Genomic DNA, 23,529 nt, shown 5'->3' with positions numbered 1-23,529 from the left:
GCGTCGACACCCCGACCGCCGCGGCGCACCCGCCGCCGATGAAGCGATCGGCTGACGACGCCCGCGCCGCGTTCAGCCGATCTGCTCGAGTTCTTCCTGCACGGCGAGCCAGTCGGCCTCGACCGTCTCGAGCCGAGTCGTGACTTCGCCGAGCTTGCGGATCGCGTCGGTCAGCTCCGTCTTGCGCGCGGCCTCGTAGCTCGCCGGATCGGCGACGAACGCGTCGAGGCGCGCTTTCTCCGCGTGCAGCGTCTCCATTTCCTTTTCGAGCTTCGTGATGCGGTTCTGCAGCGGCTTTTTCAGTTGCGACAGCCGCTGGCGTTCCTCGGCGGCCTGGCGTTTCTGATCCTTGCGGTTGACGCCCGGATCGGCGCCCGCGGCTGCCGCGCTGTCGGCCTTCGCGGCCGCGCGTTGCTCGGCCGCATGCTGCAGCAGCCAGTCGCGGTAGTCGTCGAGGTCGCCGTCGAACGGCTGCAGCCGGTGCTTCGCAACCAGCATGAACTGGTCGGTCGTCGCGCGCAGCAGGTGGCGATCGTGGGACACGAGGATCAGCGTGCCTTCGAATTGCGCGAGCGCCATCGTCAGCGCGTGGCGCGTTTCGAGGTCGAGGTGGTTCGTCGGTTCGTCGAGCAGCAGCAGGTTCGGCTTTTGCCAGATGATCAGCGCCAGCGCGAGGCGGGCTTTCTCGCCGCCGGAGAACGGCCCGACCGGGCTGGTCGCCATGTCGCCCGAGAAATTGAAGCCGCCGAGGAAGTCGCGCAATTCCTGTTCGCGCGTGTCGGGTGCGAGCCGCGCCAGGTGCGCGAGCGGCGAATCGTCCTCGCGCAGCGTTTCGAGCTGGTGCTGCGCGAAATAGCCGATCGTCAGCCCCTTGCCGTCGCGCACGTGCCCGGACAGCGGCGCGAGCGTGCCGGCCAGCGTCTTGATCAGCGTCGACTTGCCTTGGCCGTTCGCACCGAGCAGGCCGATGCGCTGGCCGTTCTGGATCGACAGCGAGACGCGCTCGACGATCGGGATGTCCGTTCCGTCGTCGGCATGGTAGCCGCAGCGGACGTCCTCCATCACCATCATCGGGTTGGGCGCGGCGTCGGGCGTGCGGAATTCGAACGTGAACGGCGACGCGATGTGCGCGGGCGCGATCAGCTCCATCTTCTCGAGCGCCTTCATCCGGCTTTGCGCCTGCTTGGCCTTGGTCGCCTTGGCCTTGAAGCGGTCGACGAAGCTCTGCAGGTGCTCGATCGTCTTTTGCTGCTTTTCGTAGGCGCTTTGCTGCAGCGCCAGTTGCTGCGCGCGCAGCACCTCGAACTGCGAGTAGTTGCCGCCGTAGCGCTTCACCTGGCGATTTTCCAGATGCAGCGTGACGTTGCAGATCGAATCGAGGAACTCGCGATCGTGCGAGATCACGACGAGCGTGCCGGCGTAGCGGTGCAGCCAGTCTTCGAGCCAGACGATCGCGTCGAGGTCGAGGTGGTTCGTCGGTTCGTCGAGCAGCAGCAGGTCGGAGCGGCACATCAGCGCCTGCGCGAGGTTCAGGCGCATGCGCCATCCGCCGGAGAAGCTCGCGACGGATTCGCGCGTTTGCGCGAGCGTGAAGCCGAGGCCGAGCAGCAGCGCTTCGGCGCGGGCCGGCGCGGTGTAGCCGTCGGCATCGGCGAACGCCGCGTGCGCGTCGGCTTCGGCTGCGCCGTCATGCGCGGCCGACGCGGCGGCGATGCGCGCCTCGATCTCGCGCAGCGCGGTGTCGCCGTCGAGCGTGTAGTCGAGCGCCGAGCGGTCGACCGCGGGCGTTTCCTGCGACACGTGGGCGATCCGCCACGACGGCGGCATCGAGAAATCGCCTCCGTCGGAATGCAGCTCGCCGCGCAGGACGGAAAACAGCGTCGACTTGCCGGCGCCGTTCGCGCCGATCAGGCCGGCTTTCTCGCCGGGATTGAGCACGAACGAGGCCGACTCGAACAGCGGCTTGGTGCCGCGCGCAAGGCTGAACTGATTGAAACGGATCACGGCGGAAATGGCTGGCCAAAACCGCTATTCTAGACTGCGCGCCGCGTGCGTCGGGCATCGGCCGATCGGCGGATGCCGCAACGGCGCAATTTCGCCTAGACTCCACGTCGATCCGGTTTCGTAAAAGGAGTGCCCGATGTCCACCCTGTATTCGTTCAGCGCGGAGACGCTCGCCGGTGCGCCGGTATCGCTCGACGTGTATCGCGGCAAGGTGCTGCTGATCGTCAATACCGCGAGCGAGTGCGGTTTCACGCCGCAGTACGCTGGGCTGCAGAAGCTGTACGACCAGTACGCGGCGCGCGGCTTCTTCGTGCTCGGCTTCCCGTGCAACCAGTTCGGCAGGCAGGAGCCGGGCGACGCCGCGCAGATCGGTGCGTTCTGCGAGCGCAACTACGGCGTCACGTTCCCGATGTTCGCGAAGATCGACGTGAAGGGCGACCATGCGCATCCGCTGTATCGCTACCTGACCGACGAGGCGCCCGGCATTCTCGGCCTCAAGGCGATCAAGTGGAATTTCACGAAATTCCTGATCGACCGCGAAGGGCGCATCGTCAAGCGCTATGCGCCATCCACCAAGCCCGACGAAATCGCCGCGGACATCGACAAGCTGCTTTGACGGTGACGCGCGGCATGCGCCGCGGCCGTTACAGGATCGGCGCGAACAGCCGCGCGACGTGCATCGCGATGCGCCGCCAGGCGGGCGACCGACGGTATTCGTCCGCATCGACCTCGTATGCCTGCGCGAAGTCGGCATCGAGCATCGTTTCCACCTCGTCGGCGAACGCGCGATCGACGGTCATGACCATGACCTCGAAATTGAGGCGGAACGAGCGGTTGTCGAGATTCGCGCTGCCGACCGCCGCCGCGATGCGGTCGATCAGCACGACCTTCTGGTGCAGGAAGCCGGGCCGGTAGCGGAACACTTTCACGCCCGCATCGACCAGCTCGCGTGCGTAAAGCTTCGACGCCTCGAACACGACGTAGTGATCGCGCCGGCTCGGGATCAGGATGCGCACGTCGACGCCGCGCATCACGGCGAGCTTCAGCGCGCAGACCACGGCTTCGTCGGGAACGAGGTACGGCGTGGTGATCCAGACCCGTTCGCGGGCGGCATTGATCGATTCGACGAAGAACAGCGAGCCGGTTTCCTGCTTGTCGGCCGGCCCCATCGGCACCGCGAGGCAATGCATGCCGTCGCCAGGCTGCGCGGGCGGCGGCAGCGCGATGGGCGGCAGCTTCTGCGTCGCCCAGTGCCAGTCTTCGGCGAACACGTATTGAATACTCGCCACCACGGGCCCGCGGATCTCGATGTGGGTGTCGCGCCACGGCGACAGCCGCGAATTCGCGCCGAGATATTCGACGCCGACGTTGTGGCCGCCGACGAACGCGCGATTGCCGTCGACGACGACGATCTTGCGGTGGTTGCGGAAGTTCAGCTGGAAGCGGTTGACGAATTTCCGGTTGGTCGCGAACGGATGGACCTCGACGCCGCCCCGGCGCAACGCGTCGACGTAGCGGTGCGGCAGGTCGAAGCTGCCGATGCTGTCGTACAGCACGCAGCAGCGCACGCCGGCCGCCGCACGCGCGAGCAGCGAGTCGCGCAGCATCCGGCCGAGCGCGTCGTCGCGCACGATGAAGAACTGGACGAGCACGTAGTCGCGCGCGGCGTCGATCGCCGCCAGGATGGCCGAGAACGTCGCGTCGCCGTTGACGAGCGTGCGCACCGAATTGCCGCCGAGGAACGGCATGCCGCCGAGCCGCGTGAGCGCGAGCACGGCGGCCTGCCCCAGCGCGTCCGCGGCCGGCCCGTCGGTCGCGTCGGCGGTGCGCCACGGCGAGCGAGGCGTGTGCGTGCGCAACATTTCCAGCTCGTGGCGCCGGGCGTCGACGTAGCCGGAGAATTTGCTGCGGCCGAGGAACAGGTACGGAACGAGCGTCAGGTACGGCATGGCCGTGAGCGACACGGCCCACGCGATCGCGCCTTGCGACGTGCGCGTGTTCATAATTGCGTGGCACGCCGCGACGATCCCGAGCACGTGGATGATCAGGATCAGGGTGCCGAGATGTAGCCAGTCGAGGGTCATGAGCGCGTAAAGAACTGCCGGGGTGCTGCCGGGAGAGCTCCCGAAGGGATTCCGCAGGGCGTGCGGCCGGGCGGCCGCCTACGCGCATCTTACCCAACCGTGCGGCGCAACGGTGCGCCGCACGGCGGGTGGCCCGCACACGCTCAGGCCTTGCGCGGCAGGTCCGATGCCTGGATCAGGAACACCGCGTCGTCGCCCGCGCTGGTGGGCAGCCACGTGAGCTCGAGGCCGCCGAACGCCGCTTCGACGTTCTCGCGTTCGTTGCCGATCTCGACGACGAGCACGCCGTCGTCGTGCAGCCAGCGGTGCGCTTCGGCGACGATGCGTCGCACGATGTCCATCCCGTCGTCGCCGCCGGCGAGCGCCATTTCCGGCTCGTGCCGGTATTCGGGCGGCAGCGCGGCCATCGACGTGGCATTGACGTACGGCGGGTTCGTCAGGATCACGTCGTAGCGCGATTCGGGATCGGTGCGGAACGCGGGCAGCGGTGCGTAGAGATCGCCACGGTGCAGCCCGATGCGATCTTCGAGGCCGTAGTCGCGCACGTTGATTGCCGCGACTTCGAGCGCCTTGTCCGACAGGTCGACCGCGTCGATCTCCGCGTTCGGGAACGCGCTCGCCGCGAGGATCGCGAGGCAGCCGGAGCCGGTGCACAGTTCGAGCACCGCGCCAACCTGCTCGGGATCGGCGACATACGGCTGCAGCCCGTCGTCGAGCAGTTCGCCGATGAACGAGCGCGGCACGATCACGCGTTCGTCGACGTAGAAGCGGTGGCCATGCATCCACGCTTCGTGCGTGAGGTACGCGGCCGGCACGCGATCGGTCGCGCGTCGTTCGATCACCGCGAGCACGGCCGCGATTTCGTCGGGCAAGAGGCGCGCGTCGAGGAACGGCTCGAGCGTGTCGAGCGGCAGGTCGAGCGTATGCAGCACGAGGTAGGCCGCTTCGTCGTACGCGTTGTCGGAACCGTGGCCGAACGCGAGCTTCGCTTTCGAGAAGCGCGTGACCGCGTAGCGCAGCAGGTCGCGGACCGTGGCAAAAGGTGTCGTCATGCGAGGCTCCGTCAGGCGATCAGTTGTTCGAGCACGCGTCGGTACACGTTCTTCAGCGGGTCGACGAAGCGCAGCTCGATGTGCTCGTCGATCTTGTGGATGCTGCCGTTCGGCGGGCCGAACTCGATCACCTGCGGGCAGATGCGCGCGATGAAGCGGCCGTCCGACGTGCCGCCCGTCGTCGACAGCTCGGTCGTGATGCCGGTCTCGGCGCGGATCGCGTTTTCCAGCGCGCCCGACAGTTCGCCGCGCGGCGTGAGGAACGGCAGGCCGCTCACCGACCACTTCAGCGTGTATTCGAGGCCGTGCTTGTCGAGGATCGCGTGCACGCGGGCCTGCAGGCCCTCGACCGTGCTCGCGGTCGAGAAGCGGAAGTTGAACAGCAGGTCGGCGTGGCCGGGGATCACGTTGGTCGCGCCGGTGCCGGCGTGCAGGTTCGACACCTGCCAGGTGGTCGGCGGGAAGTATTCGTTGCCGGCGTCCCACTGCTCGGCGGCGAGCTCGGCGAGCGCCGGCGCGAGCAAGTGGATCGGGTTCTTCGCGAGGTGCGGATACGCGATGTGGCCTTGCACGCCCTTGACGACCAGTTCGCCGGACATCGAGCCGCGGCGGCCGTTCTTGACGACGTCGCCGAGCTCGGCGGTCGACGTCGGCTCGCCGACAATGCAGTAGTCGAGCCGCTCGCCGCGTGCCTGCAGCAGCTCGACGACCTTCACGGTGCCGTCGGTGGCCGGGCCTTCCTCGTCGCTCGTGATCAGGAACGCGATCGCGCCGCGGTGGCCTGGATGGGCCGCGACGAATTCCTCGGACGCGACGACGAACGCCGCGAGCGACGTCTTCATGTCGGCCGCGCCGCGGCCATACAGCTTGCCGTCGCGATGGGCCGGGATGAACGGCGGCGAGGTCCACTGTTCGAGCGGGCCGGTCGGCACGACGTCGGTGTGGCCCGCGAACGCGAGCAGCTTGCCGTCGCGGCCGTCGGTGCCGCGCTTGACGGCCCACAGGTTGGTCACGCCGTGCGACGCGATGGTCTCGCATTCGAAGCCGAGCGCGGCGAGGCGCTCGGTCATGATCTGCTGGCAGTGCTGGTCGTCGGGCGTCACGGACGCGCGGGCGATCAGCTGTTCGGTAAGGGCTAGGGTGGCGGACATGGTTCGGACCACTTTCGATAAAAAATGCCGGCGCGGTGGCCGGCAGCGACAGGGCGTCGGGCCAGCGCAAGCCCGTTATTAGCGTGAACAGGCCCGCCCGCAGGCGCGGCGCGGGCAGCCCTATGCGGCAAACAGCGCCGCGTATTGGTCGGCCGCGAAGCCGAGCGATTTCACGCGGCCGTTGACGACGAGCACGGGGCGCTTGATGACCGACGGCTTGTGGATCATCAGCGCGACCGCGCCGGTCTTCGTTTCGGCGGCCGCCTTCATCGCGTCGTCCAGGCCGCGCCACGTCGTGCCGCGCTTGTTCACGAGCGCGTCGAGCGACACGTCCTTCAGCCAGTCTTCGATCAGCGGCGCGCTGACGCCGAGCTTCTTGAAATCGTGGAACTCGAATTCGACGCCGTGATCGTCGAGCCACACGCGGGCCTTCTTCACGGTGTCGCAGTTCGGAATGCCGTAGACGACCACGGTGTGCGGCTTCGCCATCAGTCGCCTCGCAGCAGCTCGTTCAGGCCGACCTTCGCACGCGTCTTCGCGTCGACCTTCTTGACGATCACCGCGCAGTACAGGCTGTGCGAGCCGTCCTTCGACGGCAGGTTGCCGGCGACGACGACCGAGCCGGCCGGGATGCGGCCGTAGCTGACCTCGCCCGTCTCGCGATCGTAGATCTTCGTGCTCTGGCCGAGGTACACGCCCATCGAGATCACCGAGTTTTCCTCGACGATCACGCCTTCGACGACTTCCGAGCGCGCGCCGATGAAGCAGTTGTCCTCGATGATGACCGGGTTCGCCTGCAGCGGCTCGAGCACGCCGCCGATGCCGACGCCGCCCGACAGGTGCACGTTCTTGCCGATCTGCGCGCACGAACCGACCGTCGCCCACGTGTCGACCATCGTGCCTTCGTCGACGTACGCGCCGATGTTGGTGTACGACGGCATCAGCACGACGTTCCTCGCGATGAACGAGCCGCGGCGCGCGATGGCCGGCGGCACGACGCGGAAGCCGCCCGCGGCGAAATCCTCGGCCGTGTAGTTCGCGAACTTCGACGGCACCTTGTCGTAGAACTGCGAGTAGCCGCCGGCCGGCATCGGCGCGTTGTCCTCCAGGCGGAACGACAGCAGCACGGCCTTCTTCAGCCACTGGTGGACCGTCCAGTTGCCGTCGATTTTCTCGGCGACGCGCAGCGCGCCCTTGTCGAGTTGCTCGATCGCGTGAGCGACGGCCTCGCGGACGTCGGCGGGCGCGGCCTTCGGCGACAGCTCGGCGCGGTTTTCCCAGGCGGTATCGATGATTTGCTGAAGTTGTTGCGACATGTTCGTTTTCGCAGGAGATGGATGGAATTGATCGGGATGGACGTCTTACCGCGCGAGAGCCCGGCAGAAATCGACGATGCGTTGCGCGCCCTCGACGCATTCGGGGGTGCCCGCGACGAGCGCGATCCGGATGAAATCGCGGCCCGGGTTCGCGCCGTGCGCATCGCGCGCGAGGTACGAGCCGGGCAGAACCGTCACATTATAGTCGGCGTACAGGCGGCGGGCGAACTCGGTGTCCGACAGGCCGGTGCGCGACACGTTGGCCCACAGGTAGAACGCGGCGTCGGGCAGTTTCACGTCGATCACGTCGGCGAGCATCGGCGTGACCGTATCGAACTTCTGCCGGTACAGCGCGCGGTTCTCGCGCACGTGCGCCTCGTCGTTCCACGCGGCGATGCTCGCGTGCTGCCACACCGGCGACAGCGCGGCGCCGTGATACGTGCGGTACAGCAGGAATTTCCTGAGCAGCGCGGCGTCGCCGGCGACGAAGCCCGAGCGCATGCCCGGCACGTTGGAGCGCTTCGACAGGCTCGACAGCATCAAGAGGCGCTCGAAGCCGCGGCCGAGGCGGTGCGCGGCCTCGAGGCCGCCGAGCGGGGGCGCCGCTTCGTCGAAATAGATTTCCGAGTAGCACTCGTCGGACGCGATCACGAAACCGTGGCGGTCGGACAGCGCGAACAGCTCGCGCCAGTCGTCGAGCGTCAGCACGGCGCCTGTCGGGTTGCCCGGCGAGCACACGTACAGCAGCTGCGTGCGCGCCCACACGTCGTCGGGCACGGCCGCGTAGTCGCACGCGAAGTTGCGGGCCGGGTCGCTGTTCGCGAAATAGGGTTCGGCACCGGCCAGGAGCGCCGCGCCTTCGTAAATTTGATAGAAAGGATTCGGACAGAGTACGATCGCCTTCTTGCCGTCCGCGGTCGTGCGCGCGTCGATCACGGTCTGCGCGAGCGAGAACAGCGCCTCGCGCGAGCCCGACACCGGCAGCACCTGCGTGGCCGGATCGACGGCCGGCAGCCCGTAGCGGCGCTCGAGCCAGCGTGCGATCGACGTGCGCAGCGCGTCCGAGCCGGCGGTGGCCGGATACGACGCGAGGCCGTCGAGCGCGGCCACCACGGCGTCGCGAATCAGCGTCGGCGTCGCGTGTTTGGGCTCGCCGATGCCGAAGCTGATCGGTTTCAGGTCGCCGGAAGGCGTCACGTCCTTGAACAGGGCGCGCAGCTTTTCGAAGGGATAGGGCTGGAGCGAGTCGAGTCGAGGGTTCACGGGCGAAGCGGCCATCGCGGCCGGTTGGAGCGAAAGAAGCGGCGGGCGCGCCGCGCGGCTGCGAACGGGCGCCGGGGCGCGGGTCGCAGCGGACGATTATAGCGTGACGGAATACGGTCACGGCCTGCCGGCGCGGCGGCCGGGGCCGCTCGAATAAAGGGTATCGAACCAATTGACGTCCTCGTCCGCCTAAAGGCGGAGGATTCCCACACCTGGCGATGCACGTCCGCATCGGAGAATGTTCAGCGCAGCGTTGATATCACGATCATGTTCGACACCACAGTCACTGCAGGTCCACTCTCTTATTCGCAGTCCCGCGATACCTTTCGGCCGCGTCGTGCTGTCTTGCGACCCGCACGACGAACAGGACTGGGTCGAACCGCTTTCGTCGACTTCCTCGAACGTGGCCCCGTGCGCGATCGCTTTGTAGCGGAGCTTGTTTCGGAAGGACGACCAGGATGCGTCGTAGACGCTCTTCGCCATCCTGGTTCTGGCAAGTTTGACGGCAGATACGTCGCCGACAGCGATGTAATCGAAACGCCGCACCAGATCGAGCGCGAGCTTATGCTGGAAATCGGCACGGGCATTCGCGACCTTGGCGTGCAACTTCGCGATATGACGCTTGTGCTTTCGCGCCCGTTGCGCTTTCGCCAGCTTTTCCGCCGCCCGTCGACCGAACTGTTCATTGGGCAGCTTCTCGCCGGTCGAAAGTGTGGCGAAGTCTTTCAGACCGAGATCGATGCCGACGCCGGAACGGATCGGGCGGGCCTGCACATCGGGCATCTCGATCACGATGTTCAGGAACCAGTTGCCGCGCGCATCCTGCGCAAAGTTGGTCCCGTCCTTGATCTTGCCTTCGGGAAGCGGTCGGCTGTTGAACACGCGAAACGTGTTGCCGGCGAAACGGAACGCGTCACCCTCGCGCTTCAGGTCACGGCCCTTCAGCGGCACCCAGCCCAGCGATTTCCTGCCGCGATAGCGCAGGTAGGGCCGTCGGTGCTGACTGCGCGACTTCGCATATTGCTCGCACGTCGCGTTGATCGTGCCGGAGTGGATGCCGAGTTCCTTGCTGCTCCCCGTCGTCAGCACGTTCAGATCGAACCCCGTCGGCCACTTCTTGCTCCACTTGAGCGCGTGCTTCTGCGTGTCATTGCAGAAGTTCCAGACGTAGTTCACCGCGCGGCTCTGCTTGTTAAGCAGTCCGTTGAGCGATTTCACCCGGTAGCGGTAGACAAGGATCATGCCGGTGATCCTAACTTGTGGGAAAAGCTGCCTGTCAACAGCACGCCTTTCCTTCCCGCCATCAATGGCGGGGTTTCTCGGAGCAAATTCTGATGAACAACGCGGTACGCGGCAGCCTGCCGACGCTGGCCATCCTGATCGGCGCGTCGGTATGGGGCCTGATCTGGTATCCGCTGCGGATCCTCGCGTCGCTCGGCGTGACGGGCACGCTGGCGAGCGCGCTGACGAGCCTCGTCGCATTCCTGTTCGTGATCGTCGCGCGGCGCCGCACGATCGCGACGCTGCGCTGGCACTGGGTGCTGCCGGGCATCGCGGTGACGGCCGGCGTGACGAACCTCGGTTTCGTGTGGGGCACGATCCACGGCGAGGTGCTGCGCGTGATGCTGCTGTTCTACCTGACGCCGGCCTGGACCGCGATCTACGCGCACTTCCTGCTGCGCGAGCGGCTGACCTGGGCCGGCGCGGGGCTCGCGGCGCTGTCGATCGGCGGCGCGATGCTGATGCTGTGGTCGCCGACGCTGGGCTTGCCGCTGCCGGCCAACCCGGCCGAATGGGCGGGCCTTGCGGCCGGCCTGAGCTTCGCGATGAGCAACGTGCTGGTGATCAAGGCGAGCCGCGAGCTGCCCGACATGCGCGCGGAAATGCGCACCGCGACGCTGTTCGGCGGCGCGGCCGTGTTCGGCGCGATCGCGTCGCTGTTCGAGGGGCTGCCGGCCGCGCCGGCAAGCGGCCAGCTTGGCGTGGCCGCATTGATCATCGCGGCGATCGGCGTGACGATGGCGTCGAACAACCTGCTCGTCCAGTACGGCCTCGCGCGCGTGCCGGCGAACCGTGCATCGATCATCATGCTGTTCGAGATCGTGATCACCGCGCTGTCCGCGTGGGTGTTCGCGAACGAGCTGCCGAGCGCGCGCGAGTGGGCGGGTGGCGCGTGCATCGTGCTGGCGACGCTGCTGTCGAGCCGGGTCCATCGTGCCGCGCCGGCGCCGGACAAACCCGACGCCGGTCGGGACGGCGCACGCGCGATGGTATGATGGACGCCGTTTGCGGGGCCCAACGCTGGATGCGCGCGGCCCCGTTTTTGAATTCCGGGGCGCGTGGCGCGCAGGGGCTCTCCGGCCCCGCGCCGTGCGGCCCCGTCCGTCTCACACCTTCTTCACATCCGATACCGCCGTGCGTCTGAGCTCGATCAAACTCGCTGGCTTCAAATCCTTCGTCGATCCCACGCATTTCCAGGTTCCGGGCCAGCTCGTCGGCGTGGTCGGCCCGAACGGATGCGGCAAGTCCAACATCATCGATGCCGTGCGCTGGGTGCTCGGCGAGTCGCGCGCGTCCGAGCTGCGCGGCGAATCGATGCAGGACGTGATCTTCAACGGTTCGACCGCCCGCAAGCCCGGCAGCCGGGCCAGCGTCGAACTGATCTTCGACAACTCCGACGGCCGCGCGGCCGGGCAGTGGGGCCAGTACGGCGAAATCGCCGTGAAGCGCGTGCTGACGCGCGACGGCACGTCGAGCTACTACATCAACAACCTGCCGGCGCGCCGCCGCGACATCCAGGACATCTTCCTCGGCACGGGCCTCGGGCCGCGCGCGTACGCGATCATCGGGCAGGGCATGATCGCGCGGATCATCGAGGCGAAGCCCGAAGAGCTGCGCGTGTTCCTCGAGGAAGCCGCCGGCGTGTCGAAGTACAAGGAACGCCGCCGCGAAACCGAGAACCGTCTGCACGACACGCGCGAGAACCTGACGCGCGTCGAGGACATCGTGCGGGAACTCGGCGCGAACCTCGAGAAGCTCGAGGCGCAGGCGGTGGTCGCGACCAAGTACAAGGAGCTCGTCGCCGACGGCGAGGAGAAGCAGCGCCTCTTGTGGCTGCTGCGCAAGAACGAGGCCGCCGGCGAGCAGCAGAAGCAGCAGCGCGCGATCGAGCAGGCGCAGATCGACCTCGAGGCGCAGACGGCCAAGCTGCGCGAAGTCGAGGCGCAGCTCGAGACGCTGCGCGTCGCGCACTACTCGGCGAGCGACGCGATGCAGGGCGCGCAGGGCGCGCTCTACGAGGCGAACGCGGAGGTGAGCCGCCTCGAAGCGGAAATCAAGTTCATCGTCGAATCGCGCAATCGCGTGCAGGCGCAGATCGCCGCGCTGAACGCGCAGCGCGAGCAGTGGCGCGCGCAGGCCGAGAAGTCGCAGGACGAGCTCGAGGAAGCCGAAGAGGCGCGCGCGATGGCCGACGAGAAGGCCGCGCTCGCCGAAGACAACGCGGCCGCGAAGCACGATGCGCTGCCGGCGCTCGAAGCGAAGTGGCGCGACGCGCAGGCGCAGCTCAACGACGAGCGCGCGCGGATTGCGCAGACCGAGCAGTCGCTGAAGCTCGAAGCCGCGCACCAGCGCAACGCCGACCAGCAGCTCCAGCAGCTTCAGCAGCGCCACGAGCGCCTGAAGAGCGAAGCGGGCGGGCTCGACGCGCCGGACGAGACGCAGCTCGAAGAGCTGCGTATGCAGTTGGCCGAGCAGGAAGAGATTCTCGCTGAAGCGCAGGCGCGCCTCGCGGACGCGCAGGAAACGGTGCCGCGCCTCGACGGCGAACGTCGTGCCGCGCAGGAGCGCGTGCAGGCCGAAGCCGCGCAGATCCACCAGCTCGAGGCGCGCCTCGCCGCGCTGAAGCAGCTGCAGGAGAACGTGCAGACCGAAGGCAAGGTGCAGCCGTGGCTCGACAAGCACGAGCTCGGTGCGCTGCCGCGGCTGTGGAAGAAGCTGCACGTCGAGGCCGGTTGGGAAGCGGCGCTCGAGGCCGTGCTGCGCGAGCGCCTCGCCGCGCTCGAAGTGTCGAATCTCGACTGGGTGAAGGCATTCGCGGCCGACGCGCCGCCCGCGAAGCTCGCGTTCTATGCGCCGCCCGCGGCCGGCGAGCCGCCCGCCGCGGCGGCCGGGCTGCGGCCGGTGCTGTCGCTCGTGCGCATCGACGACGCCGGTATCCGCGCGGTGCTGAACGACTGGCTCGGCAACGTGTACGTCGCCGACGACGTCGCGCAGGCGCTCGCCACGCGCACGCAGTTGCCGGCAGGCGGCGCGTTCGTCGTCAAGGCCGGCCACATCGTCACGCGCGTCGGCGTGCAGCTGTACGCGGCCGATTCGGAGCAGGCCGGGATGCTGGCCCGCCAGCAGGAAATCGAAAACCTGACACGCCAGGTGCGCGCGCAGGCGCTGCTCGCCGACGAGGCGCGCACGGCGGCCGTGCGGGCGGAAGCCGCGCACACGCAGGCCACGCAGGCGCTCGGCGACGTGCGCGCGCAGGCCGAGCGCGCGACGCAGCGCGTGCATGCGCTGCAGATGGACGTGCTGAAGCTCGCGCAGGCGCACGAGCGTTATACGCAGCGCAGCACGCAGATCCGCGAGGAACTCGAGGAAATCGGCGCGCAGATCGAGGAGCAGCGTGCATTGCGCGCGGAGTCGGAAGCGAATTTCGAGCGCTTCGACGGCGAGCTCGCGGAACTGCAGGCGCGCTTCGAGGACAACCAGCTCGCGTTCGAGTCGCTCGACGAATCGCTGACGCAGGCGCGTCAGGAAGCGCGCGACCTGGAGCGCGGCGCGAACGACGCGCGCTTTGCCGCACGCAACGCGGCGACCCGCATCGACGAACTCAAGCGCACGATCCAGGTCGCGCACGAGCAGAGCGAGCGCGTCGCCGCGTCGCTGGAAGACGCGCGCGCCGAACTCGAGACGATCAACGAGCAGACCGCGCACACGGGCCTGCAGGACGCGCTCGAGATTCGCGCGGTGAAGGAGGAAGCGCTGCAGGCCGCGCGCATCGAGCTCGACGACCTGACCGCGAAGCTGCGCGCGTCGGACGAGCAACGGCTCGTCGCCGAGCGTTCGCTGCAACCGCTGCGCGACCGCATCACCGAGCTGCAGTTGAAGGAGCAGGCCGCGCGCCTGTCCGTCGAGCAGTTCGCCGAGCAGCTCGCGGCCGCCGAGGTCGACGAGGCCGCGCTGGCCGCGAAGCTGACGCCGGATCTCAAGCCGTCGTACCTGCAGGGCGAAGTCACGCGCCTGAACAACGCGATCAACGCGCTCGGGCCGGTGAACATGGCCGCGCTCGACGAGCTGAAGGCCGCGAGCGAACGCAAGGTGTTCCTCGACGCGCAGTCGGCCGACCTGATCGACGCGATCACGACGCTCGAGGACGCGATCCACAAGATCGACCAGGAGACCCGCACGCTGCTGCAGGGCACCTTCGACGAGGTGAACCGTCATTTCAGCGATCTGTTCCCGCGCCTGTTCGGCGGCGGGCAGGCGAAGCTGATCATGACGGGCGACGAGATTCTCGATGCCGGCGTGCAGGTGATGGCGCAGCCGCCGGGCAAGAAGAACGCGACGATTCACCTGCTGTCGGGCGGCGAGAAGGCGCTGACCGCGACCGCGCTGGTGTTCGCGATGTTCCAGTTGAACCCGGCGCCATTCTGCCTGCTAGACGAGGTCGACGCGCCGCTGGACGATGCGAACACCGAGCGTTTCGCGAATCTCGTGCGCGCGATGTCCGACAAGACGCAGTTCCTGTTCATCTCGCACAACAAGATCGCGATGGAAATGGCGCAGCAGCTGATCGGCGTGACGATGCAGGAGCAGGGCGTGTCGCGGATCGTCGCGGTGGACATGGAAACCGCCGCGGGTTTTGCCCAGAATTGACGTTTGACGAAACCGGACCGCGTTCGCGCGGCGCATGGGCGCCCGTTCGCGGTCCCGACGAAAAAGAATTGCTGATGGAGCGTGCATGGACGAGTTGACACTCGGTTTGATCGGCGCGGGCGCCGTCGTGGTGGGCGGCGTCGTGGTCTACAACGCATGGCAGGGCGCGAAAGTGCGGCGCAGGATGCCGCGCCCGATGCCGGAGGAAGCGGCCGAGGCGATGAACCGCCCCGAGCGCGACGAAGAGCCGCCGTTCATCGAGCCGGTGCGTCAGCCGGTGCGTCGCGAGCCCGCGGCGCCGGTCTCCGCGGGTACGGCGGCCACGGCCGAAGCCGCGCGCGTCGAGCCCACCTTCGGTGCGGCCGCGGGCGGCGCCGCGCCGGCCGATACGCCGGCCGACCTGCAGGCCGAGGCGACGGGCGTCGACACGTCGGCCCAACCGACCGAACCGGCCGCGGGCGAGGAAGCCGTGCCCGCCGCCACGCACGAGGCGGCGGCCGAGCCGACCGAGCCGGTGTTGCCGGCCGCGACGACGATCTCGTCGGCGCCGCCCGCGATCGTCGATCGCCGGATCGACTGCATCGTGCCGATCCGTCTCACCGGGCCGCTGCCGGGCGACAAGATCCTGCCGATCGCGCAGCGGCTGCGCCGCGCGGGCAGCAAGCCCGTGCACATCGAAGGCAAGCCGGAAGGCGGCCAATGGGAGCTGCTGCAGAACGGCGTGCGCTACGAAGAGCTGCGCGCAGCCGCGCAGCTCGCGAACCGCGGCGGCGCGCTGAACGAGCTCGAATTCTCCGAATTCGTGACGGGCGTCCAGCAGTTCGCCGATGCGATCGACGGCGCGCCGGAATTCCCGGACATGATGGAAACGGTCGCGATGGCGCGCGAGCTCGACGCGTTTGCCGCGCAGTGCGATGCGCAACTGTCGATCAACGTGATGTCGGACGGCGCGCCGTGGTCCGCGAACTACGTGCAGGCGGTCGCGTCGCAGGACGGGCTGCTGCTGTCGCGCGACGGCACGCGCTTCGTGAAGCTCGACGCGAAACAGAATCCGGTGTTCATGCTGCAGTTCGGCGATACGAACTTCCTGCGCGACGACCTGACGTACAAGGGCGGCAACATGATCACGCTGGTGCTCGACGTGCCGGTGGCCGAAGAGGACATCCTGCCGTTCCGGCTGATGTGCGATTACGCGAAGTCGCTGTCCGAGCGGATCGGCGCGCGCGTCGTCGACGATTCGCGCCGGCCGCTGCCGGAGTCGACGCTGCTCGCGATCGAGCAGCAGTTGATGAAGCTGTACGCGAAGCTCGAGGAAGCCGGCATTCCGGCCGGTTCGCCGGTCACGCGCCGCCTCTTCAGCCAGTAACGCGATCGCGCGGACGGCGGCCCCTGGCGCCGTCGTTCGTCGCCGCGGCGCACACCGCTCGGTGTGCGCCGCAGCATGCCATCGGGCCCGCATTGCGCACCCCGCCGCGGCGTCAAACTGAGATAATCGGAAATCCGATTTTTCAGAACGAATCTGCCGCCAGCATGGCCCGAACCCAAGCCGAACCGCCAGCCAGCCAGCCCGACGCGCGCGCCGCGTGGCTGCGCGACCAACTCGAGCGGGCGAACTACGCCTATTACGTGCTCGATCAGCCGGATCTGCCCGACGCCGAATACGACCGGCTGTTCCGTGAGCTGCAGCAGCTCGAAACCGACCATCCCGAACTCGTGACGCCCGATTCGCCGACGCAGCGCGTCGGCGGCGAAGCGGCTGGCGGCTTCACGCCGGTCGTCCACGATGCGCCGATGCTGTCGCTGAACAACGGCTTCGCCGACGAGGACATCGTCGCGTTCGACAAGCGCGTCGCCGACGCGCTCGCCAAGACGACCGATCTCGCCGGCTCGGTGACGGACCCCGTCGAATATGCGTGCGAACTGAAGTTCGACGGCCTCGCGATTTCGCTGCGCTACGAGCAGGGCGTGTTCGTGCAGGCGGCGACGCGCGGCGACGGGACGACCGGCGAGGACGTGACCGAGAACGTGCGCACGATCCGCTCGATTCCGCTGAAGCTGAAGGGTAAGCACGTGCCGGCCGTGCTCGACGTGCGCGGCGAGGTGCTGATGTTCAAGCGCGATTTCGCGCGCCTGAACGAACGCCAGCGCGCGGCCGAGCAGCGCGAATTCGCGAACCCGCGCAACGCGGCGGCCGGCAGCCTGCGCCAGCTCGACTCGAAGATCACCGCGCAGCGGCCGCTGTCGTTCTTCGCATACGGAATCGGCGTGCTCGACGGGATGCCGATGCCCGACACGCACAGCGCGCTGCTCGACTGGTACGAGTCGCTCGGCCTGCCGGTGAACCGCGAGCGTGCGGTCGTGCACGGCGCCGAAGGCCTGCTGGACTTCTTCCGCAAGGTCGGCGAGAAGCGCGAGTCGCTGCCGTACGACATCGACGGTGTCGTCTACAAGGTCAACCGGCGCGACGAGCAGGAGCGCCTCGGTTTCGTGTCGCGCGCGCCGCGCTTCGCGCTTGCACACAAGTTCCCCGCGCAGGAAGCGCTGACGAAGCTCGTCGCGATCGACGTGCAGGTCGGCCGCACCGGCGCGATCACGCCGGTCGCGCGTCTCGAGCCGGTGTTCGTCGGCGGCGCGACCGTGACCAACGCGACGCTGCACAACGAGGACGAAGTGCGCCGCAAGGACATCCGGATCGGCGACACCGTGATCGTGCGCCGCGCGGGCGACGTGATTCCGGAAGTGGTCGGCGCGCTGCTCGACCGGCGCCCGGCGGATGCGGCCGAATTCGTGATGCCGACCGAATGCCCGGTGTGCGGCTCGAAGATCGAGCGCCTGCCGGACGAGGCGATCGCGCGCTGTACGGGCGGGCTGTTCTGCCCGGCGCAGCGCAAGCAGGCGCTGTGGCATTTCGCGCAGCGCCGCGCGCTCGACATCGACGGCCTCGGCGAGAAGATCATCGACCAGCTCGTCGAGCTGAATCTGGTGCGCACGCCGGCCGACCTGTTCAATCTCGGGTTCGCGACGCTGGCCGAACTCGACCGGTTCGCCGAGAAATCCGCGCAGAATCTGCTCGATTCGCTCGAGAAGGCGAAGCATACGACGCTCGCGCGCTTCATCTACGGGCTCGGCATCCGCCATGTCGGCGAATCGACCGCGAAGGATCTCGCGAAGCATTTCGGCTCGCTGACGCCGATCATGGATGCGTCGATCGAGGAACTGCTCGAAGTCAACGACGTCGGGCCGATCGTCGCCGAGTCGATCCACCAGTTCTTCGCGGAAGAGCACAACCGGACCGTGATCGAGCAGTTGCGCGCGCCGGGCAAGGTCACGTGGCCCGAAGGCCCGCCCGCGCCGAAGGCGCCGCAGGGCGTGCTGGCCGGCAAGACGGTCGTGCTGACGGGTACGCTGCCGACTCTCACGCGCGATGCGGCGAAGGAAATGCTCGAAGCGGCGGGCGCCAAGGTGGCCGGTTCGGTGTCGAAGAAGACGGATTACGTGGTCGCGGGCGCCGAAGCCGGCAGCAAGCTCGCGAAGGCCGAGGAACTCGGCATCCCCGTGCTGGACGAAGACGGTCTGCACCAACTCCTGGAGGGCAATACGCCATGATTCGCGAGATCCTGAAGATGGGCGATCCGCGCCTGCTCGAAATCGCCCAACCGGTCGAGCGGTTCGATACCCCCGAGCTGCACGAGATCGTCGCGGACATGTTCGAGACGATGCATCACGCGAACGGCGCCGGGCTGGCCGCGCCGCAGATCGGCATCGGGCTGCAGATCATCATCTTCGGCTTCGGCAACAACAACCGCTATCCGGACGCGCCGCCGGTGCCCGAGACCGTGCTGATCAACCCGAAGATCGAGTATCTGCCGCCGGACATGGAAGAGGGCTGGGAAGGCTGCCTGTCGGTGCCGGGCATGCGCGGCGTCGTCAGCCGCTACGCGAAGGTGCGCTACAGCGGCTACGACCAGTTCGGCCAGAAGATCGATCGCGTCGCCGAAGGGTTCCACGCGCGCGTGGTCCAGCACGAATACGATCACCTCATCGGCAAGCTGTATCCGATGCGGATTACCGACTTCACGCGCTTCGGCTTCACCGAGGTGCTGTTCCCGGGGCTCGATCCGGCCGACGACGACTGATCGTCCGCGCTTTGCGCGGAAAAGAAAAAGCCCGCACAAGCGGGCTTCGTCATGGCGGGGCGCACGTCGCGCGTGCCCGAGGTCAGAACGTCTCGTCGGCCGACAGGTAGCGCCATTGGCCCTGCGGCAGCGCGCCGAGCATCACGCGGCCCATCCGCACGCGCTTCAGGCCGATCACGTCGAGGCCGACCAGTTCGCACATGCGGCGGATCTGGCGCTTCTTGCCTTCGCGCAGCACGAAGCGCAACTGTTCGCCGTTCTGCCAGCTCACCATCGCCGGCTTCAGCGGAACGCCATCGAGCTCGAGGCCGTGGCGCAGCTTCGCGAGCGATTCCGCCGGGAAGTGCTGGTCGATGTCGATCAGTCGTTCGCCGAAGCGCACGCGCACCAGGTATTCCTTGTCGATGTCCGACTGCTCGCCGATCAGCTGCTTCGCGATCACGCCGTTCTGCGTCAGCACGAGCAGGCCGGTGGAGTCGATGTCGAGACGGCCGGCCGGCGCAAGCGCATGCAGATGCTGCGGCGAGAAGCGCAGCGGCGAATGATCGCCGCTCCAGCGGTTCGCGCGCGTGATCAGCACGGACGCCGGCTCGTAGCCGTCTTCCGCCTGGCCCGACACGTAGCCGACCGGCTTGTGCAGCAGGATCGTCACCTGCGCGGCCTGCGCGGCGCTCGCCCGCTCGTCGATCTCGATCTTCTGATCGGCGCGCACCTTGGTGCCGAGCGTGTCGATGCGTTCGCCGTCGACGAGCACCCAGCCCTTTTCGATCCATTCGTCGGCTTCGCGGCGCGAGCACATGCCGAGCTCGGACATCCGCTTCGACAGGCGCATCAGGCCCGTTTCGTCGCCGTAGTCGACATCGGCCGCCACCGCGCGCTTGACGGGTTGCGCGGTCTTCACCGCGCCGAACGAACGGCGCTCGCCGTCGCGCGCGGGGCGGGCCGGGCGATCGCCGAAGCTGCGCTTCGCGCCTTCGCCGGCGGCCTTGTCGCGGTAGGACGGGCGTTTGCCGTCGTCGGTGCCTGCCGTGCGGCGCGGGCGTGCGTCGTCATCACGACGGGGCGGGCGATCGGACGACGTACGGCGCTCGCCATAGCTGCGCTTCGCGCCTTCGCCGGCGGCCTTGTCGCGGTAGGACGGGCGTTTGCTGTCGTCACCGCCCGGTGCACGGCGCGGACGCGTATCGTCGTCGCTGCGGCGCGGCGGGCGATCCGATGACGTATTGCGGTCGCCATAGCTGCGTTTCGCACCTTCGCCGGCGGCCTTGTCGCGATAGGACGGGCGCTTGCTGTCGTCACCGCCTGCTGCGCGACGCGGACGGGCGTCGTCATCACGGCGGGGAGGGCGGTCGGAAGACGTGCGACGCTCGCCGAAGCTGCGCTTCGCGCCTTCGCCGGATGCGTTGTCGCGATAGGACGGGCGCTTGCCTTCGTCGCCACCCGCGCGACGCGGACGTGCGTCGTCATCGCGACGCGGCGGGCGATCCGACGACGTGCGACGCTCGCCGAAGCCGCGCTTCGCGCCTTCGCCGGCCGCGTTGTCACGGTAGGACGGACGCTTGCCTTCGTCGCCACCGGCACGGCGCGGCCGCGCATCGTCATCGCTGCGGCGCGGCGGGCGATCCGACGACGTGCGACGCTCGCCGAAGCCGCGCTTCGCACCTTCGCCGGCCGCATTGTCGCGATACGGCGCGCGCGTGCCGCGCTCGGCGCCGCCGTCACGCGGCGCGCGCTTGGCCGGTGCGCGATCCGCGCCGGGGCGTTCGGCGCCGGCGGCGCCGCGCGGCTTGAACGAGCGCTCGCCGGTGGCGGCCGCCGCGGGCGCCTTCTTCGGGCGGGCCGGCTTGTCCGCCGCGGGCGGCGCGGCGGGGCGTACCGCCTTGCGGGCGACGAGGCTGCCGGAGCGGACGGGGGCGCGAGTCGGCGACGCCGGCTTCGGATTCTTGACGGTTAATTTGGTGCGCATAAACGCTGGGATTCATTCAGACTGCGATCGCACGCAGCAATTCGGTTTCGAGCTGGATCTGCAGGCGGTTGTCGGACAGGCCGGCACCCGCGAGCAGGAAGATGTCTTCGACGCGCTCGCCGAGCGTATTGATCCGCGCCGCATGGACGCCGATCCGATGTTCGGCGAGTACGCGCGCGATCGAATAGAGAAGGCCCGGCCGGTCGTTGGCCGACACGGACAGGATGTAGTACTGACCGCGCTCGTCGGCCCGCAGGTCGACGCGCGGCGTGATCGGAAACGTCCGGGACAGCCGCGACAGGCGGCCCTTCGACGGCTCCGGCAGCGATGCGGTTTCCGCCAGCCGGGTCGCGAGCTGCTGCTCGACGAGATTCGCGATGTCGCGGTAGCGCACGTCGCGTTCGGTCTGCGTGACGATGAAGTTGTCGAGCGCATAGCCGTGCCGCGTCGTGCTGACGCGCGCGTCGAGCACCGACAGCCCGTTGCGGTCGAAATACGCGCAGATGCCCGCGAACAGGTCGGGGCGGTCCTTCACGTACACGAGCACCTGCAGCGCGTCGCCGATCGGCGACGGCCGCGCGCGGACGATCGCGGTTTCGGCGTTCACGTGCCGGTACAGCACGCGCGTCTGCCACGCGATGTCGGCCGCGTCGTGACGCAGGAAGAAGCCGACGTCGAGCTGATCCCACAATGCGCGGTGCGCGTCGTCGGGCACGGTTTCCAGGCGCAGCAGCGCGAGCGCCTGCTCCTGCCGCGACTTCAGCTCCGAATGTGCGTCGGGGTTCGCGCCGCCGAGCACCGCGAGCGTGATGCGGTACAGATCCTCGAGCAGCTTGCCCTTCCATGTGTTCCATACCTTCGGGCTCGTGCCGCGGATATCGGCGACGGTCAGCAGGTAGAGCGCGGTGAGGTAGCGTTCGTTGCCGACGACTTCGGCGAAGCGCTTGATGACCTCGGGGTCGCTCGTGTCCTGCTTCTGCGCGACCTGGCTCATCGTCAGGTGATGCTGGACGAGCCACACGATCAGCGCCGCGTCGTCGCCGTCGATCCCGTGCTCGCGGCAGAAGCGCCGCGCGTCGGCCATCCCGAGCGTCGAGTGATCACCGCCGCGGCCCTTCGCGATGTCGTGGAACAGCGCCGCGACGTACAGCACCCACGGGCGCTCGAAGTTGCCGATCAGCTGGCTGCAGAACGGGTATTCGTGCGCATGCTCGGCCACCGCGAAGCGGCGGATGTTGCGCAGCACCATCAGGATGTGCTGATCGACCGTGTACACGTGGTACAGGTCGTGCTGCATCTGACCGACGATACGGCGGAAATTCAGCAGGTAGCGGCCGAGCACGCTCGTCTGGTTCATCAGCCGGAACGCATGCGTGATGCCTTCGGGCTGCTGCAGGATCCGCATGAACGTGCGGCGGTTCTGCGGATCGCGGCGCCACGCGTTGTTCATGATTTCGCGCGAGTTGTACAGCGCCCGCAGCGTGCGGGCGGACAGGCCCTTCACGCCGCGCGTCGTCTCGTACAGCAGGAACGCTTCGAGGATCGCGTCGGGATGGCGCTCGAACACGCCGTCGTCGACGATCTCGAGCATGCCCTGTTTCTCGACGAAGCGATCGGCCGACAGCACGCGCGTGATGCCGCTCGTCGCGGGGAAGAGCTGCGCCTCGATGTTCTGGATCAGGATCGTCGCGAGCTGCGTGACGGCTTTCGCGGCCCAGTAGTAGCGGCGCATCAGTTGCTCGCTCGCGCGCTTGGCCTGCGTCGGCTGGTAGCCGAAGCTCTCGGCGGCCTGCGTCTGCAGGTCGAACACGAGCATGTCCTGACGGCGCCCGGCGATCACGTGCAGCCGCGCGCGCAGCGTCTTCAGGAAGCCTTCGTTGCGACGCAGCTCGCGTGCTTCGCGGTCGGTGATGAGCCCGCGCGTGTCGAGTTCGCGCCAGCTGCTGCCGAAGCCGGCCGCGCGCGCGATCCACAGGATCGTCTGCAGGTCGCGCAGCCCACCCGGGCTTTCCTTCACGTTCGGCTCGAGGCTGTACGGCGTGTCCTGGAACTTCGCATGGCGCTGGCGCATCTCGAGCACCTTCGCGGTGAAGAACGCGCGGGCGTCGAGCGCTTCGTGGTAGCGCACGGTGAAGCGCTCGAACAGCGCGGTGCTGCCGACGATGCGGCGCGCTTCGAGCAGCGAGGTCTGCACCGTGACGTCCTGCGACGCCTCCTCGATGCACTGCGCGACCGTGCGCACGCTGCTGCCGATCTCGAGGCCGAGATCCCACGCCATCCCGATGAAGCGCTCGATGCGCGCGTCGAGCGCCGCGTCGTGCGCATCGGGCAGCAGCACGAGGATGTCGACGTCGGAATAGGGCGCGAGCTCGCCGCGCCCGTAGCCGCCGACGGCGACGAGCGCGAGCGTCGCGGGCAGCCCGCATTCGTCCCACACGCGCTTCAACGCGTCGTCGGTGAGTTTCGACAGCGCGTGCATCAGCGACGCGACGTTCGCCGCGCGGCGAAAACGCTCGAGCATTTCCGTCTTGGCGGCCTTGAATTCGGCGCGCCGCGACAGCGCTTCGGGCGAGGGGGCAGCGTGAGCGCTCATGGGCAGCCGTTCAGGTGCGAAAGTGGGGCGGGCTGG

General features: G+C 68.1%; 16 protein-coding genes. 6 read left to right on the top strand and 10 right to left on the bottom strand.

Annotated features, from left to right (window positions below):
• Positions 1-72: 72 nt before the first annotated feature.
• A complete protein-coding gene (locus QZM15_RS13655) occupies positions 73-2,004 on the bottom strand; it encodes an ATP-binding cassette domain-containing protein (RefSeq protein WP_302106569.1) in 1,932 nt (643 codons plus the stop codon).
• Between the two features lie 136 nt (positions 2,005-2,140).
• Here QZM15_RS13655 and QZM15_RS13650 point away from each other — a divergent pair, with 136 nt between their 5' ends.
• The gene (locus tag QZM15_RS13650) at positions 2,141-2,620 is read left to right on the top strand and encodes a glutathione peroxidase (RefSeq protein WP_302106568.1); all 480 of its coding nucleotides are present in this window, start codon (positions 2,141-2,143) and stop codon (positions 2,618-2,620) included.
• 28 nt (positions 2,621-2,648) lie between these two features.
• Here the strand turns inward: QZM15_RS13650 and cls are convergent, their stop codons facing one another.
• The 7 genes from cls to QZM15_RS13615 form a co-directional block, all read right to left on the bottom strand.
• Complete coding sequence (gene cls / locus QZM15_RS13645; protein ID WP_060010433.1) at positions 2,649-4,088, bottom strand: cardiolipin synthase; 1,440 nt, start codon at positions 4,086-4,088, stop codon at positions 2,649-2,651.
• A gap of 143 nt (positions 4,089-4,231) precedes the next feature.
• On the bottom strand, positions 4,232-5,140 hold the full coding sequence (gene prmB / locus QZM15_RS13640; protein WP_302106567.1) for a 50S ribosomal protein L3 N(5)-glutamine methyltransferase: 909 nt from the start codon (positions 5,138-5,140) through the stop codon (positions 4,232-4,234).
• A gap of 11 nt (positions 5,141-5,151) precedes the next feature.
• Positions 5,152-6,291, bottom strand: coding sequence for a succinyl-diaminopimelate desuccinylase (dapE, locus tag QZM15_RS13635; protein ID WP_059573687.1), 1,140 nt, complete (start codon positions 6,289-6,291; stop codon positions 5,152-5,154).
• A gap of 120 nt (positions 6,292-6,411) precedes the next feature.
• Complete coding sequence (locus tag QZM15_RS13630) at positions 6,412-6,780, bottom strand: ArsC family reductase (RefSeq protein WP_034207673.1); 369 nt, start codon at positions 6,778-6,780, stop codon at positions 6,412-6,414.
• On the bottom strand, positions 6,780-7,607 hold the full coding sequence (dapD, locus tag QZM15_RS13625) for a 2,3,4,5-tetrahydropyridine-2,6-dicarboxylate N-succinyltransferase (protein WP_059573688.1): 828 nt from the start codon (positions 7,605-7,607) through the stop codon (positions 6,780-6,782). The genes QZM15_RS13630 and dapD overlap by 1 nt, the downstream gene beginning before the upstream one ends.
• 45 nt (positions 7,608-7,652) lie before the next feature.
• The gene (gene dapC, locus QZM15_RS13620; protein ID WP_302106566.1) at positions 7,653-8,885 is read right to left on the bottom strand and encodes a succinyldiaminopimelate transaminase; all 1,233 of its coding nucleotides are present in this window, start codon (positions 8,883-8,885) and stop codon (positions 7,653-7,655) included.
• A 174-nt stretch (positions 8,886-9,059) separates the two neighbouring features.
• Entirely contained in the window at positions 9,060-10,112 is a 1,053-nt protein-coding gene (locus tag QZM15_RS13615; protein WP_059573690.1) for an RNA-guided endonuclease TnpB family protein, read from the bottom strand.
• A gap of 92 nt (positions 10,113-10,204) precedes the next feature.
• Between QZM15_RS13615 and QZM15_RS13610 the strand changes: the two genes are divergently transcribed.
• From QZM15_RS13610 to def, 5 genes are all read left to right on the top strand, one after another.
• A complete protein-coding gene (locus QZM15_RS13610) occupies positions 10,205-11,146 on the top strand; it encodes a DMT family transporter (protein WP_124863695.1) in 942 nt (313 codons plus the stop codon).
• A 139-nt stretch (positions 11,147-11,285) separates the two neighbouring features.
• Positions 11,286-14,798 (top strand): chromosome segregation protein SMC, encoded by a 3,513-nt coding sequence (gene smc / locus QZM15_RS13605; RefSeq protein WP_059645383.1) that lies wholly within the window; start codon positions 11,286-11,288, stop codon positions 14,796-14,798.
• Between the two features lie 85 nt (positions 14,799-14,883).
• A complete protein-coding gene (locus QZM15_RS13600) occupies positions 14,884-16,164 on the top strand; it encodes a cell division protein ZipA C-terminal FtsZ-binding domain-containing protein (protein ID WP_059573693.1) in 1,281 nt (426 codons plus the stop codon).
• A 164-nt stretch (positions 16,165-16,328) separates the two neighbouring features.
• Entirely contained in the window at positions 16,329-18,404 is a 2,076-nt protein-coding gene (gene ligA / locus QZM15_RS13595) for an NAD-dependent DNA ligase LigA (protein WP_059573694.1), read from the top strand.
• The gene (def, locus tag QZM15_RS13590) at positions 18,401-18,934 is read left to right on the top strand and encodes a peptide deformylase (protein WP_059573695.1); all 534 of its coding nucleotides are present in this window, start codon (positions 18,401-18,403) and stop codon (positions 18,932-18,934) included. Before ligA ends, def begins: the two co-directional genes overlap by 4 nt.
• Positions 18,935-19,016: 82 nt before the next feature.
• On the opposite strand, the gene QZM15_RS13585 is transcribed toward def, so the two are convergent.
• A complete protein-coding gene (locus tag QZM15_RS13585; RefSeq protein ID WP_302106565.1) occupies positions 19,017-20,900 on the bottom strand; it encodes a pseudouridine synthase in 1,884 nt (627 codons plus the stop codon).
• Between the two features lie 16 nt (positions 20,901-20,916).
• The gene (locus QZM15_RS13580) at positions 20,917-23,493 is read right to left on the bottom strand and encodes a [protein-PII] uridylyltransferase (RefSeq protein WP_059573696.1); all 2,577 of its coding nucleotides are present in this window, start codon (positions 23,491-23,493) and stop codon (positions 20,917-20,919) included.
• Positions 23,494-23,529 lie beyond the last annotated feature (36 nt).

The organism is Burkholderia sp. AU44665, assembly GCF_030504405.1.
Taxonomy (GTDB): Bacteria; Pseudomonadota; Gammaproteobacteria; order Burkholderiales; family Burkholderiaceae; genus Burkholderia; species Burkholderia semiarida.
This window is presented reverse-complemented; position numbering and strand designations above follow the sequence as displayed.

Excerpts from the sequence above, each read along its gene's own strand:
- QZM15_RS13650 (WP_302106568.1), top strand. The coding sequence starts at position 2,141 with ATGTCCACCCTGTATTCGTTCAGCGCGGAGACGCTCGCCGGTGCGCCG.
- cls (WP_060010433.1), bottom strand. The coding sequence starts at position 4,088 with ATGACCCTCGACTGGCTACATCTCGGCACCCTGATCCTGATCATCCAC.
- prmB (WP_302106567.1), bottom strand. The coding sequence starts at position 5,140 with ATGACGACACCTTTTGCCACGGTCCGCGACCTGCTGCGCTACGCGGTC.
- dapE (WP_059573687.1), bottom strand. The coding sequence starts at position 6,291 with ATGTCCGCCACCCTAGCCCTTACCGAACAGCTGATCGCCCGCGCGTCC.
- QZM15_RS13630 (WP_034207673.1), bottom strand. The coding sequence starts at position 6,780 with ATGGCGAAGCCGCACACCGTGGTCGTCTACGGCATTCCGAACTGCGAC.
- dapD (WP_059573688.1), bottom strand. The coding sequence starts at position 7,607 with ATGTCGCAACAACTTCAGCAAATCATCGATACCGCCTGGGAAAACCGC.
- dapC (WP_302106566.1), bottom strand. The coding sequence starts at position 8,885 with ATGGCCGCTTCGCCCGTGAACCCTCGACTCGACTCGCTCCAGCCCTAT.
- QZM15_RS13615 (WP_059573690.1), bottom strand. The coding sequence starts at position 10,112 with ATGATCCTTGTCTACCGCTACCGGGTGAAATCGCTCAACGGACTGCTT.
- QZM15_RS13610 (WP_124863695.1), top strand. The coding sequence starts at position 10,205 with ATGAACAACGCGGTACGCGGCAGCCTGCCGACGCTGGCCATCCTGATC.
- QZM15_RS13600 (WP_059573693.1), top strand. The coding sequence starts at position 14,884 with ATGGACGAGTTGACACTCGGTTTGATCGGCGCGGGCGCCGTCGTGGTG.
- ligA (WP_059573694.1), top strand. The coding sequence starts at position 16,329 with ATGGCCCGAACCCAAGCCGAACCGCCAGCCAGCCAGCCCGACGCGCGC.
- def (WP_059573695.1), top strand. The coding sequence starts at position 18,401 with ATGATTCGCGAGATCCTGAAGATGGGCGATCCGCGCCTGCTCGAAATC.
- QZM15_RS13585 (WP_302106565.1), bottom strand. The coding sequence starts at position 20,900 with ATGCGCACCAAATTAACCGTCAAGAATCCGAAGCCGGCGTCGCCGACT.
- QZM15_RS13580 (WP_059573696.1), bottom strand. The coding sequence starts at position 23,493 with ATGAGCGCTCACGCTGCCCCCTCGCCCGAAGCGCTGTCGCGGCGCGCC.